This is a genomic window from Streptomyces sp. NPDC048590, from assembly GCF_043199535.1.
Taxonomy (GTDB): domain Bacteria; phylum Actinomycetota; class Actinomycetes; order Streptomycetales; family Streptomycetaceae; genus Streptomyces.
Genome location: NZ_JBICWC010000001.1, coordinates 247825 through 260597, shown reverse-complemented (window position 1 = coordinate 260597; position 12773 = coordinate 247825). Strand labels below are relative to the sequence as shown.

The 12773-nt window shown below is 70.9% G+C and carries 11 protein-coding genes; 7 read left to right on the top strand and 4 right to left on the bottom strand.

The window, feature by feature from the left end:
- Nucleotides 1-11: 11 nt before the first annotated feature.
- The gene (locus ACGFNN_RS01135; RefSeq protein WP_393551710.1) at nucleotides 12-1253 is read right to left on the bottom strand and encodes a M6 family metalloprotease domain-containing protein; all 1242 of its coding nucleotides are present in this window, start codon (nucleotides 1251-1253) and stop codon (nucleotides 12-14) included.
- Nucleotides 1254-1676: 423 nt separating this feature from the next.
- Between ACGFNN_RS01135 and ACGFNN_RS01130 the strand changes: the two genes are divergently transcribed.
- Nucleotides 1677-3527 (top strand): putative bifunctional diguanylate cyclase/phosphodiesterase, encoded by a 1851-nt coding sequence (locus tag ACGFNN_RS01130; RefSeq protein WP_393551708.1) that lies wholly within the window; start codon nucleotides 1677-1679, stop codon nucleotides 3525-3527.
- Nucleotides 3528-3596: 69 nt separating this feature from the next.
- Here the strand turns inward: ACGFNN_RS01130 and ACGFNN_RS01125 are convergent, their stop codons facing one another.
- Nucleotides 3597-4736, bottom strand: a complete 1140-nt coding sequence (locus tag ACGFNN_RS01125) for an LLM class flavin-dependent oxidoreductase (protein WP_393551706.1) — start codon at nucleotides 4734-4736, stop codon at nucleotides 3597-3599.
- Nucleotides 4737-4863: 127 nt separating this feature from the next.
- A complete protein-coding gene (locus ACGFNN_RS01120; RefSeq protein WP_393551704.1) occupies nucleotides 4864-5628 on the bottom strand; it encodes a decarboxylase in 765 nt (254 codons plus the stop codon).
- Nucleotides 5629-5812: 184 nt separating this feature from the next.
- Between ACGFNN_RS01120 and ACGFNN_RS01115 the strand changes: the two genes are divergently transcribed.
- The 6 genes from ACGFNN_RS01115 to ACGFNN_RS01090 all read left to right on the top strand — a co-directional run bounded on the left by ACGFNN_RS01115 (nucleotide 5813) and on the right by ACGFNN_RS01090 (nucleotide 11061).
- Complete coding sequence (locus ACGFNN_RS01115) at nucleotides 5813-6772, top strand: D-2-hydroxyacid dehydrogenase (protein ID WP_393551702.1); 960 nt, start codon at nucleotides 5813-5815, stop codon at nucleotides 6770-6772.
- Nucleotides 6773-6988: 216 nt separating this feature from the next.
- Nucleotides 6989-7891 (top strand): ectoine/hydroxyectoine ABC transporter substrate-binding protein EhuB, encoded by a 903-nt coding sequence (gene ehuB / locus ACGFNN_RS01110; RefSeq protein ID WP_393551700.1) that lies wholly within the window; start codon nucleotides 6989-6991, stop codon nucleotides 7889-7891.
- A 19-nt stretch (nucleotides 7892-7910) separates the two neighbouring features.
- Nucleotides 7911-8645, top strand: a complete 735-nt coding sequence (gene ehuC, locus ACGFNN_RS01105) for an ectoine/hydroxyectoine ABC transporter permease subunit EhuC (protein WP_393551698.1) — start codon at nucleotides 7911-7913, stop codon at nucleotides 8643-8645.
- Nucleotides 8642-9286, top strand: a complete 645-nt coding sequence (ehuD, locus tag ACGFNN_RS01100) for an ectoine/hydroxyectoine ABC transporter permease subunit EhuD (protein ID WP_393551696.1) — start codon at nucleotides 8642-8644, stop codon at nucleotides 9284-9286. Before ehuC ends, ehuD begins: the two co-directional genes overlap by 4 nt.
- Nucleotides 9276-10124, top strand: coding sequence for an ectoine/hydroxyectoine ABC transporter ATP-binding protein EhuA (gene ehuA, locus ACGFNN_RS01095; RefSeq protein WP_393551694.1), 849 nt, complete (start codon nucleotides 9276-9278; stop codon nucleotides 10122-10124). The genes ehuD and ehuA overlap by 11 nt, the downstream gene beginning before the upstream one ends.
- Before the next feature lie 178 nt (nucleotides 10125-10302).
- Nucleotides 10303-11061 (top strand): IclR family transcriptional regulator C-terminal domain-containing protein, encoded by a 759-nt coding sequence (locus ACGFNN_RS01090; protein ID WP_362547134.1) that lies wholly within the window; start codon nucleotides 10303-10305, stop codon nucleotides 11059-11061.
- A gap of 60 nt (nucleotides 11062-11121) precedes the next feature.
- Here ACGFNN_RS01090 and ACGFNN_RS01085 read toward each other — a convergent pair whose 3' ends face one another.
- Nucleotides 11122-12741: a glycoside hydrolase family 13 protein gene (locus ACGFNN_RS01085; protein WP_393551692.1), complete on the bottom strand. Its 1620-nt coding sequence runs from the start codon at nucleotides 12739-12741 to the stop codon at nucleotides 11122-11124.
- Nucleotides 12742-12773: the final 32 nt, after the last annotated feature.

Below are 12773 nucleotides of genomic sequence, written 5' to 3'. Positions count from 1 at the left end.
TCCGACGCCGTTCAGGAGCCGATGGTGATGCGGACGGTCCAGGCCCCGGACCGGGTCCGGTCGGCGACGTCGATACGGACGCGTTCACCGGGGACGGTGTAGCGCTCGCCCTCCCTGAGCGGGGCGTCGGCGAGGGGCGGGTAGACCGACCGGTCCCAGCAGGCGTCGGAGTCGGGGTGGGCGTCCAGGACCTCGACCGGGCCGCCTCCGGACGGGGTGGCGTTGCGGATGCGGTAGACGAGGACGCCTTCGCTGCAGGTCGTCCGGTCGTTGCCCGTGGCGCTGCGGGCCTCGACGGCGAGCGCGGTGTCGATGCCGGTCCTGATGACCGCGAGACGGGGCCCGATGGAAGCACCCGGGACGGGCACCTCGGACATGGGCTCCAGGGTGAGGTCCGTGTCGCCCTGCACGCAGACGACCTGCTCGCCGGAGAGCCAGCCGAGCTTCCACTTGTGCCAGCCGAACAGATCCGGGGAGAGGCCGAACTGGCTGCCCATCACGTCCCAGTCCCCGACGTAGGTGTCCCAGTCCCCTTTGCCGTCCTTCGGCCGGTGGTAGAGGTCGGCGAGGTCGAAGACGTGACCGGTCTCGTGCGCGAGGACGTTCCGGTCAGGCGGGTGCTCCTCGAAGACGGTGACCACCCGCCTGATGTCGGTGCCGTCGGCGCGCACCGGGCGGTCGAAGTTGACGACCTTGGTGGCGTCGGAGTCCACGCCAGGCGCGTCCGGGTCGGCGACGAGGTAGACGATGTCGTACGCGGAGAAGTCGGTCTCCTCGTCCGCGGCCTTGATCGCGTCACGCAGATATGCGCTGCGGCGCTCCGATCCCCAGTCCCGCTGTATGCCGTACCAGGTGGAGGGGCGGGGCATACGGGTCCACTGCCGCTGGGGCTCGGCGTGCAGGGTGAACTTGCCGTACGAGGCCCGCTGGAAGAAGCGGGTGGTCGAGGGGAAGTAGTCGGCCGCGAGGACCTCCGGCGACACGACGGGTTCGGAGTCGGGGAACGAGAGGAAGACCATGACGGCGTCGAGGCCGCGGTCGGGGCGCGGATAGGCGTCGTTCCAGGTGTCGAGGCCGAGGGAGTGGTGCGCCCCGGTGCGGGGCAGGGCGCACGGTCCCGCGTCACGTGTGACGGCCACCGCGGGGCCGGCGACGAGTCCGGTGGCGGCGAGCGCCAGAAGCGAGGTGAGGGCCGCGGCCACGCCACGGAGGCTCGGCCTCTCGACTCCCCCGGATCCGTGCTGACGCGGCACATCTACCTCCGGGTGGCGAATGCGGGACCTCCCCTTCACCCTGTGCCGATTCCGTCGCGCACGCCCTGTTGTGCTGACCCGCACGGGTCAGCCCTGGACGGTCGTGATCATCAGCATTCGACGAACACCAACACGTACAGTCACATTCGCTCACTCGGAATCTTGAATCCATCAGATCAGCGCAAATGAAATCAACCACCACCAAAACGCCTACGGCAGTCGCGCGCGCGTCCGACTCCGAACGGGCGCGGGCCGAGCGCGTACCAGGGGTCCGAAACGCCGGACGCGCTGGAACGGCCGGGGTCGCACCCTCTATGCTTCACCTCGCTTTCCTGCGTGGTTCCCGCCTCCGGCGCGGCTCTCCTCTCCACGCCCTCCGACCGTCCACACCTGTTCAACCGATCTGCACAGCGGGAGCGAGCGGTGAGCGGAACATCCGAAGAGCCGGCGCCCCGCACCGGGGCGTCCCCCGGCACCGGGCCACCTGATCTCACAGAGCGTGATCGCCCGGGGTCGGATCCGGCCGGGCCCCACGACTACCGCGCGGCGTTCGAGGCCGCCGCGCTGCCCATGGCCGTCGTCGACCACCGGGGACGGATCGTCAGCCCGAACGACGCCCTGGGCGGTCTCCTCGGCACCGACCCCACCGCCCTCACCGGGCAGTGCGCGGCCGACCTGGTCGGTCTCACCCGGGACGGTTCCGCCCGGCGTGCGTACACCGAGGTGCTGCGTGGCACCCGCCCCCGTATGAGCTGCACCCTGCGGCTGAAGCACGCCGACGGGCGGCCGCTGTGGGCCGAGGTGACGGTCGTTCCGATGGGCGGCGGCGGGGAGACGGGTCCCGACACGGTGCTGCTGTCCGTCGCCGACGTCAGTGACCGGCGGGAGTTGCGGGAGCGGCTGCGCCATCTGCGGATGCACGATCCGGTGACGCGGCTCCCCAACCGCACTCTCTTCTTCGAGCGGCTCACGGCCGCGCTGGGCTCCGCGCCGCTCCAGGACGGTCCGCCGCCCTCGGAGCCGGCGGGCGGTCGGATCGGGCTCTGCTACCTGGACATCGACGGCTTCAAGGCGGTCAACGACACCCTGGGGCACCACACGGGCGACCGGCTGCTGGCCGCCGTCGCCGGCCGGCTCACCGACTGCGCCGAGGCCGACGACCACCGCACCGGCGCGCATCTGGTTGCGCGGCTGGGCGGTGACGAGTTCGCGATCCTGGTGGACGACTCCTCGGGCACGCACCAGCTCACGGAGCTGGCCCGCTCGGTGCTCGCCGCCCTCCAGCAGCCCTTCGACGTGGCCGGGCACCGGCTCGCCGTCTCGGCGTCGATCGGGGTGGTGGAGCGATCGGTGGCCGGCACCTCGGCAACCGCCCTGATGCAGGCCGCGGACACCACGCTCTTCTGGGCGAAGGACGACGGCCGGGCGCGCTGGACCCTGTTCGACCCGGAGCGCAACGCGAACCGGATGACCCGTCAGGCGCTCTCCTCCACGCTCCGCGCGGCCGTCGAGCGCGGGGAGTTCACTCTGGAGTACCAGCCGCTGGTCGGTATGGCCGACGAGGTCGTACGGGGCGTGGAGGCCCTGGTGCGGTGGAACCACCCGCGCTTCGGGCTGCTGGCGCCGAGCCGGTTCGTGCCGATCGCCGAGGAGGACGGAACCATCGTCGAGCTCGGCCGCTGGGTGCTGCGCACGGCCTGCCGGCAGGCGCGCCGCTGGCAGCTGGAACACCCGGACGAGCCCGCCCTGTTCATCAGCGTCAACGTCGCGGTGCGGCAGGTCAGGGATTCCGACCTGGTCGCCGACGTGGCGGAGATCCTCGCCGAGACCGGCCTGGACCCCTGCCTGCTGCAGCTGGAGCTGACCGAGTCCGCGGTCATGGGGTCGTCGGGCCGGCCGCTGCGGGTGCTGGAGGCGCTCAGCGGGATGGGGGTGCGGATCGCGATCGACGACTTCGGTACGGGCTACTCCAACCTGGCCTATCTGAGCAGGCTGCCCGTGTCGGTGCTGAAGCTGGACGGGTCATTCGTCCGCGGTTTCCGCTACGACGGCGGGGCGCACCCCAGCCCGGCCGACGAGACGATCGTGGAGGCCATGGTGCAGCTGGCGCATCGCCTGGGCCTCACCGTCACCGCGGAGTGCGTGGAGACCTCGGGCCAGGCGGAGCGGCTGCGGCGCATCGGGTGCGACACCGGACAGGGCTGGCTGTACTCGCGGGCGGTGGCCCCCGAGCGGATCGCCGAGCTGATCGGCGCGAGGTCTCCCGGGGACTGATCCGGGGCGGCCGCCGGGAACACCAGGGGCCCGCCCCGGCGGGAGCGGGCCCCGGAGACCCCCGGAGGGTCAGACCGCGCCGGGCAGCCCGTAGGCGTCCGCGATGAGTTCGTACGAGCGGAGGCGGGCCTCGCCGCCGTGCGCGTTGGCCGTGATCATCAGCTCGTCCGCGCCGGTGCGCTTGGCCAGGTCGTCGAGTCCGGTGCGGACCTGGTCCGGCGTTCCGTGGACGATGTCCTTCAGCCAGCCGTCGACGAACTCCCGCTCCATGGGGCTGAAGTCGTACGCCTCCGCCTCCTCGGGGGTGGGCACGAGTCCCGGGCGGCCGGTGCGCAGCCGGACCATGGACAGGGCGCCGGTCAGCACCTGGCGCCTGGCCTCCCGCTCGTCCTCGGCGGCCAGCGCGGCCACGCCGATGAGGGCGTAGGGGGCGTCGAGCACCGCGGAGGGCTTGAAGGACTCCCGGTAGAGGTCGAGGGCCGGGACGGTGTTGCGCGCCGAGAAGTGGTGGGCGAAGGCGAAGGGCAGGCCGAGGACACCGGCGAGGCGCGCGCTGAAGCCGGAGGAGCCGAGCAGCCAGACGGGTGGCCTGCCGGGCGACTGCACCCCGCCGGGAGACGTGGCCTGCACGGGGCCAGGCACCGCGTGGATGCGGGCGTAGGGGTGGCCGTCCGGGAAGTCGTCGTCCAGGAAGCGGATGAGTTCCGCCAACTGCTGCGGAAAGTCTTCCCCAAGGTCTCGGCTTCGCTCGACCAGGGGAGACCCCAATGCCCCCTCGTTCAGCCGGTCGGTGCGGCGCAGGGCGGCCGCGGTGGCGCCGTCCGTACCGGGAGCCCGGCCGAGGCCGAGGTCGACACGGCCCGGGGCCATCGCCTCCAGGGTGCCGAACTGCTCGGCGATGACCAGGGGCGCGTGGTTGGGCAGCATCACGCCACCGGAGCCGAGGCGGATGCGCTCGGTGTGGGCGGCGAGGTGCGCGAGGATCACCGCCGGGGACGAGGAGGCCACACCGGGCATGGAGTGGTGCTCGGCGACCCAGAAACGGTGGAAGCCCCGGTCCTCGGCCAGTTTCGCGATGTCCACGCTGGTGCGCAGCGCCTGGGTGGCGGTCCTGCCCTGTCCCACGGTCACCAGGTCGAGCACGGAGAGGGGTACGGGGGCCGTACCGCCCGCGGTGCCGCGAATCTCGTCGCCTCGGTTCTCGTCCACGTGTTCCGACCTCTCCGGTGCTGCGTCTCTGTACCGGAGGGTGCAAACAGGAGGGGGGCTCCGCTTATTCCCCTGTTCCCCTTCCCCGGCAGAGGGATCCTCCGCGACCGGGGAGCCGGGGCGGCCCCTACTCCCGTACCTCGATGCCCTTGCGTTCGGCGGCTCCCGGCGGGGGCTCGCGCGTGGCGAAGAGGGTGCCCAGGGTGGGGGCCCAGACGCGGCGGTCGGTGAGCCGCAGCCCTTCCCAGACGGCCACCTGGTTGGCGGTGAGCACCGGCTTGCCCACGAGTTCCTCGAGCTCGGGGACGTGCGCGGCGGTGTGCAGGGCGTTGTCGGGGATCAGGACCACCTCGGCGTCGGGGTGGTCACCGGCCACGGCGAGTTCCTTCACGAGCTCCACGTCCGCCGCGGCGGCCTCCGACGCGGAGATGATTCCGCCCCCGCGGGTGGCGGCCACCTCGACGCCTCCCGCCTCCAGGAAGCCCGCGAAGAGCGCGGCCACGTCCTCGGAGTAGGACGCGGCGACCGCGACCCTCGAGGCGCCCAGCTCGCGCAGGGCGTGGACGAAGGCGACCGATGTGCTGGATGCGGGGAGTCCCGCGGTCCTGGCCAGCTCGGCGGCCTGTTCGTGGGCTCCGTCCCATCCGTAGGCGAAGCTGGCACCCGAGCAGGCCCAGACCAGCGACTCGGCGCCGGCCATCCGCAGTTCCTCGACCCCGGCGGCCAGGCGTTCCGGGGTGCCCGCCTCGCGGAGGTTTCCCGCCCTGCGGGCGTCCTCGTCGATGTCGGTGTGGAAGAGCGGGACTCTGATGTCGCTGTCGAGCATGACCTCCATCCGCGGGAAGTCGTCCTCCGCGGCGTGGCCCGGGTAGAGAAGTCCTACGGTCGTCATGTCCATCCTTCCCGTGTGTCCGGATGTCCTGCGTCGCTCGTGTGACCGGTGCCCCTGCCTGGGACAAGTATTCCCCTTGTGCCCCCGGATCGTCGCCCGCAGAGCGCCTGACCAGCGGTTCCTCCTGCGGGCCGGGCCTTCCTGTTGACGCCCGGGGCCCCCGGTGCGAGCGTGGTGATCTCCGATGAACGCTCCCGTGATCCTCGTCCTGGAGGCCGACCCTCCGCCCCGCCTCGGCCGGCTGACCGGCCGGGCCGTCGTCCGGTACGCCGATGAGCGGACCCTGGCCGACGAGCTGCCCGGGGCGGATGTCCTGCTCGTCTGGGACTTCACCTCCGACGCCGTCCGCGAGGCCTGGCCGGGCGAAGGACCCCGCCCCCGCTGGGTGCACACGGCGAGCGCCGGCGTGGACCGGCTGCTCTGCCCGGCGCTGGCGGCCTCCGGCACGGTGGTCACCAACGCGCGCGGGGTCTTCGAGCTGCCGATCGCCGAGTACGTCGCCGGGCTGGTGCTCGCCTTCGCGAAGGATCTGCCCGGGACGCTCGAACTCCAGCGGCGGCGCTCCTGGCGCCACCGCGAGACCAGGACGCTCGCCGGCAGCCGCGCGGTGGTCGTCGGCGCCGGGCCGGTCGGCCGGGAGATCATGCGGCTCCTGCACGGCCTGGGCGTCCGGGTGGCACTGGTCGGCCGGACGGCCCGGCGCACCATCCACGGCGTCGAGGACCTCGAACGCCTGGCGTCCGGCGCGGACTGGGTGATCTCCGCGGCGCCGCTGACGCCGGAGACGCGTGGGATGTTCGACGCGCGCTTCTTCGGGCTGCTCCAGCCCTCCGCCCACTTCGTCAACGTGGGGCGTGGCGCGCTGACGGTCGAGGAGGACCTGGCGGAGGCGCTGCGCAGGCGGTGGCTGGCGGGCGCCGCGCTCGACGTCTTCCAGGAGGAGCCGCTGGGGCCGGACAGCCCGCTGTGGGACGTGCCGGGCCTGCTGGTCTCCCCGCACATGAGCGGGGACACGGCCGGCTGGCGGGACAGGCTGGGTGAGCAGTTCGTCTCGATGTACGAACTCTGGGACAGCGGTGGGCCCTTGCCGAACAAGGTGGACATCGGGCTCGGTTACGTACCTTCCACGGACATCGGCGCCTGATACACGACATGACGGATAGTCACCAAGTCGCGAGCCAGGGAATACGCCCCGCACACCGGTCGTCGCCCTGCGCCCGCGTCGAGACACGGAAGGGTCACCCTCCGGCCACCGTTCGGTTACATGGCAGCGCTTGCTGCATAAGAGTCCGGGATCGGGCAGGTGCTCAACCTGTCCGGACTGTTCGACAACCCCGAATTCTTCAGGAGACCGCGAACCATGGCTGACTTCCCTCACCTGTCCCGTCGGGGCTTCCTCAATCGATCGGCGGCCGTGGGAGGTCTGATCGTCCTCCCCGGCCTCCTCTCGGCCTGCAGCAAGACCGACGCCGGCGCCGCGGACGGTGAGGGTGCGCTCGACAAGCTCCGCAAGCAGGGATTCGTCCGGGTCGCCTACGCCAACGAGGCCCCGTACGGCTACATGGAGGGCAAGGAGCTCAAGGGCGAGGCCCCCACCCTGCACCGCGAGATATTCAAGGCGCTCGGCGTCGAGGAGCTGAAGCCGACCCTCTCCGAGTGGGACGGCCTGATCCCCGGCCTCCAGGCCGGCAAGTACGACGTCGTCAGCGCGGGCATGGCCATCACCCCCGAGCGTTGCGCCAACGCCATCTTCTCCGAACCCGAGTTCATCTCCCCGACGGCCCTGATGGTGAAGAAGGGCAACCCGAAGAAGCTCACCGACCTGGCGTCGGCGAAGGAGGCCGGCATCACCGTCGGTGTGATGTCGGGTGCGGTCGAGGCCTCGTACGCCGAGGGCGCCGGGATCCCCGAGAGCAGGATCAAGACGCTCCAGAAGCCGCAGGACGGTGCGGACGCCGTGAAGGGCGGACGGGTCGACGCGTTCCTGCTGACCGGCATCTCGCTGCGCTGGCTCGCGAAGACCAACCCGGACACCGAGGTGACCGAGGCCTTCGTCCCGGAGCTGGACGGCAAGCAGCAGTTCTCCCCCGGCGGCGCGGTGTTCCGCCAGGGCAACGAGGATCTGCGCGACGCGTTCAACCGGGAGCTCAAGAAGATCGTCTCGGACAAGTCGCGCTATGTGCAGCTGCTCCGGGAGTACGGCTTCGGCGAGACCGAGGTCCCGCCCGCCACGCTGAAGACCGCCGACCTGTGCAAGGGCTGACGGGGACGGGCCGCACGGTATGAGTGACTTCTTCTCCACCTTCGCCGACGAACTGCCGCAGATCTCGTCCGGCCTGTGGGTGACGCTCGAAGCGACCGTCCTGGGCTCCCTGCTCGCACTCGCCCTGTCGTTCGTACTCGGGCTCATGGCGGGCAGCCGCCTGCTGCTGGTACGCGGGGTCTCACGGACCGTCGTGGAGTTCTTCCGTGGTACCTCGCTCTACGTCCAGCTGTTCTGGTTCTACTACGCGATGCCGCAGCTGACGGGGTACGAACTGACCCCGCTGCTCTGCGGGGTGGTGGCCCTGGGGCTCAACTTCGGCGCCTACGGCTCCGAGGTCGTGCGGGGCGCGGTCAACTCCGTGCCGCGCGCCCAGTACGAGGCGGCGGTCGCGCTGAACATGTCCCCGTTCCACCGGATGCGACGGGTGATCCTGCCGCAGGCATGGGTGCAGATGATCCCCTCCTTCACCAACCTGCTGATCCAGCTGCTGAAGGCGACCCCGCTGCTGTGGCTGCTCTCCGCGGCGGATCTGATGACCGCGATCGAGCACGTCCGCAGTCTCACCGGTGAGAGTCTCACGGCCTATCTGCTGCTGCTGGTGGTCTACTTCATGCTCGCCTACGCGCTGACGCTGCTGATGAACCTGCTGGAGCGGAGCGCCAAGCGGCGCCTCGGCCTGCACACCGGAGCCCGGGGCCTGTTCAGGACCCGGAGCGCCGAACCCGTCCCGACGGCCGGAGGTGCCCGGTGAACCAGACGTTCGACTGGGACGCCGCCGGTGAGGCGCTCCCCCTGCTGCTCGAAGGTTTCCGGGTCACCCTGCTGGCGACGCTGCTCGGCACGCTCCTGGCGGCGGTGCTCGGCCTGGCGGTCGCCGTGGCCGGACGCGCCCCCTCCCGCCTCGTCACGGTACCGGTGAAGGCCGTGACGGAGTTCGTCCGCTCCACCCCGCTGCTGGTTCAACTGGTCGGTGCGGCGGCCGTCTTCACCTCGGTGGAGCCGCTGACCGTCGGCACCGTGGTGCTGGGGATCCACTATGCCGCGTACACCTCCGAGGTGTACCGGGCGGGCATCGACGGTGTGCCCAAGGGGCAGTGGGAGGCCTGCCGGGCGCTGTCGATGTCGCCACGCCGGACCTGGCAGGCGGTGATCCTGCCCCAGGCGGTGCGCAACGTGCTGCCGGCGCTGGGCAACTACGCCGTATCGATGTTCAAGGAGACTCCGTTCCTCGCCGTGATCACGGTGCAGGAAATGGTCTTCGAGGCCCGGAAGTACGGGGCCGACCACTTCGCGTACACGGAGGCGTGGACGCTCGCGGGCCTGGTCTTCCTGGTCGCGAGCTACCCGACCTCGCTGCTGATGAGAAAGCTGGAGAAGCGCCTTGGCCACTGAACCCGCCCCCAAGGGACCCGCCCCCCTCGGGAAAGTCACGGACGCGGCGGTGGACCTCCCGGCCGCCGGCGTCGAACCGCTGGTCCGCTTCGACAAGGTCGTCAAGCGTTACGGCGACCATGTGGTCCTGGACGAACTGGACTTCACCGTGCGGCGCGGTGAGCACGTGACGCTCATCGGGCCGAGCGGCTCGGGGAAGACGACGATCCTGCGTCTGCTGATGACCCTGGAGAGGGTCAGCGACGGGGTGATCTGGGTGGACGGCTCCCCGCTCTCGCACGTGCGGACGGCGTCCGGAGCGCTGAAGCCGGCGGGAGAGAAGGAACTGCGGGAGTCCCGGAAGAAGATCGGGATGGTCTTCCAGCAGTTCAACCTCTTCCCCAACATGAAGGTCCTCCAGAACATCACGGAGGCACCCGTCAACGTCCTCGGCATGGACAAGGACGAGGCGGAGGCCAGGGCGAGGGAACTCCTCGACCTCGTAGGACTCTCGGGGAAGGTCGACGCCCACCCGTCCCAGCTGTCCGGCGGCCAGCAGCAGCGGGTGGCCATCGCCCGCGCCCTGGCGATGCGTCCGGAGATCCTGCTGCTCGACGAGGTCACGTCGGCCCTGGACCCCGAACTCGTGGCCGGGGTGCTGGATCTGCTGACCGACATCGCCAGGACCACCGACATCACCATGCTGTGCGTGACCCATGAGATGAACTTCGCCCGCGACGTGTCGGAGAAGGTCCTCATGTTCGACGCGGGACGGGTCGTGGAGTCGGGATCCCCGGAAAAAATATTCTCCGCGCCCGAACACGAACGTACGCGCGAGTTCCTCAACGCGGTGCTGTGACCTTGCCTTTGGCATGAAGCCCGTGACCTTGGCATATGCCAGGAGGGTGCGCCCCAGTTGACAGGACGGGGGCGCACCCTCAACTCCCGGACACACCCCTCCATATGAGCCATCCGGCGACTATCGTGGGTTCCGAGCTTGTGGTCACAACCTCGTAGAGGCCCTGGAGGGGGGAACCGTGGCGTTGAAGCCCGAGCCGAAGGCGCCGTTCCATTCGGTGCAGTACGCCCTGCGCGTGCTCGAGTCCGTGTCCACGCACGGAAACGGCGTGACCGAGGCCCGGATCTCCAGGGAGACCGGACTGCCGCCCGGCCACCTCGCCCCTCTTCTGCTGACGCTGCGCCGCGAGGGATACGTCGAGCAGGTCACCGACGGCGCCTACATCATCGGCTCCTCCCTCCTGGAGCTCGGCTCCGGAGCCGCCCGCAGAAAGGCACTGGAGGGCAGGCTCCAGCAGACGCTGGCGCAGCTGCGGGACTCGGTCGGCGCGGCCGTGTACGTCAGCCGCTACGTCGACGGGGAGATCCGCGTCACGCAGGTGGCGGACGGGCCGCGTACCCCGGCCGTGAACGAGTGGGTGGACTTCCGCTCGGCGGCGCACGCCAGCGCGATCGGCAAGTGCCTGCTGACGCAGCTCGACCAGAACGCCCGGCGCGACCACCTGTCACGGCACCGGATCGCCCGTCTGACGTCCCGCACGATCACCAACGAGAAGGTCCTCTTCTCGAAGCTGGACAGCCAGCCCGCGACGGTGCCCGTTCTGGACCTGCAGGAGTACGCCGTGGGCACGGTGTGCGCGGCCGTTCCGCTGACCGCGGGCTCGTCGGCGGGATGCCTGGCGCTCTCCCTGCCCATCGAGCACGCCCACCGGCTCCGCGCCGCGGCGGCGACGCTGAACCGGCGCGCGGCGCCGGTGCTGCTGTCCCTGTCCCTCTGAGTCCCGCTCCACGGAGCGCGGTGTCCCCGGCGGCCACTGCCAGGGACACCGCGCTCCGTCCTAGAGGGAGAGCCAGACGGCGGTGTCCGTCGGCAGCGCCCCGTCCGTGAGCGGCCCGCCGGCGAGCAGGACGGCGGCGCCCTCGGGCAGCGGCACGGCGGATCCCGAGGCGTTCAGCAGGAAGCGGAAGCCTCCGTCGCGGTCGAAGCACACCGTCCCCGGTCCTGCGTCGACCCAGGTCAGCGACTCCGCGAGGGGGACGAGCCGTTCCCTTCGCAGAGCGAGCGCCGCGCGGTAAAGGGTGAGGAAGGAGTCCGGGTCGTCCTCCTGCGCCTGCACGCTCAGCCCGGTCCAGGCCTCCGGCTGCGGGAGCCAGGGGGCGGCGGTGGATCCCTCGGGCGAGAAGCCGAGCGAGGTCCCCGTACGGCTCCAGGGCAGGGGCACCCGGCAGCCGTCCCTGCCCCGGTCGGTTCCGCCCGACCGTACGAAGGTGGGGTCCTGGAGCAGTTCGTCCGGGAGGTCCTGGACCTCGGGCAGGCCGAGTTCGTCGCCCTGGTAGATGTAGACGCCGCCCGGCAGCGCCAGCGTGAGCAGTGCCGCCGCCCTGGCGCGCCGGCGGCCGAGGACGGGGTCGCTCGGGTCGAGGAGCCGCTTGTCGCCCATGTCGAACGAGGTGTCCTCGCGTCCGTACCGGGTGACGTGGCGGATCGTGTCGTGGTTGGAGAGCACCCAGGTGGGCGGCGCCCCGACGGGCGCGTGCCCGGCGAAGGTGTCCTCGACGACCCCGCGCAGCGCGTCGGCGTCCCAGGGACAGCACAGGAAGTCGAAGTTGAAGGCGGAGTGGAGTTCGTCGGGGCGCAGATAGCGTGCGGACTGCTCGGGGGTCGGCAGCCAGACCTCCCCGACGAAGGTGCGTTCGCCGTCGTAGCCGTCGAGGATCTTGCGCCAGGAGCGGTAGACGTCGTGCACCGCGTCGCAGTCCTGGTAGGGGAGGTCGGTGATGTCGGGGTCCGGTCCGACGTCCGGCAGGCCCGGCTTCTTCGCCAGGCCGTGGGCGACGTCGACGCGGAAGCCGTCCACGCCCCGGTCGAGCCAGAAGCGCAGGATGTCCTCGAACTCGGCCCGTACCTCGGGGTGCTCCCAGTTGAGGTCGGGCTGTTCGGGCGCGAACATGTGCAGGTACCAGGGGCCGGCCGAGCCGTCCGCCTCGGTGATCCGGGTCCATGCGCTGCCGCCGAAGTACGAGGTCCAGTCGTTGGGCGGCAGCTCTCCGTCGGCGCCCTTGCCGGGGACGAACCAGAAGCGTTCGCGTTCCGGCGATCCCGGCCCCGCGGCGAGCGCGTCACGGAACCAGAGGTGCTGGTCGGAGCAGTGGTTGGGCACGAGATCGACGAGGACCCGCAGCCCGTGTTCGTGGGCCTCGGCGATCAGCCGTTCGGCTTCGGCGAGGGTGCCGAAGAGCGGGTCGATGTCGCGGTAGTCAGCCACGTCGTATCCGCCGTCGGCCATCGGCGAGGTGTACCAGGGGTTGAACCACAGGGCGTCGACGCCGAGGTCCCGCAGGTAGGGAAGGCGGCTGCGGACCCCGGCGAGGTCGCCGGTGCCGTTCCCGTCGCCGTCGGCGAAGCTGCGGACGTAGATCTGGTAGATCGCGGCGTGCCGCCACCACTGGGTGGTCACTGAGACTCCTTGCTCGGTATATATGGGGTGGT

Excerpts from the sequence above, each read along its gene's own strand:
- ACGFNN_RS01120 (WP_393551704.1), bottom strand. The coding sequence starts at position 5,628 with ATGACGACCGTAGGACTTCTCTACCCGGGCCACGCCGCGGAGGACGAC.
- ACGFNN_RS01115 (WP_393551702.1), top strand. The coding sequence starts at position 5,813 with ATGAACGCTCCCGTGATCCTCGTCCTGGAGGCCGACCCTCCGCCCCGC.
- ehuB (WP_393551700.1), top strand. The coding sequence starts at position 6,989 with ATGGCTGACTTCCCTCACCTGTCCCGTCGGGGCTTCCTCAATCGATCG.
- ehuC (WP_393551698.1), top strand. The coding sequence starts at position 7,911 with ATGAGTGACTTCTTCTCCACCTTCGCCGACGAACTGCCGCAGATCTCG.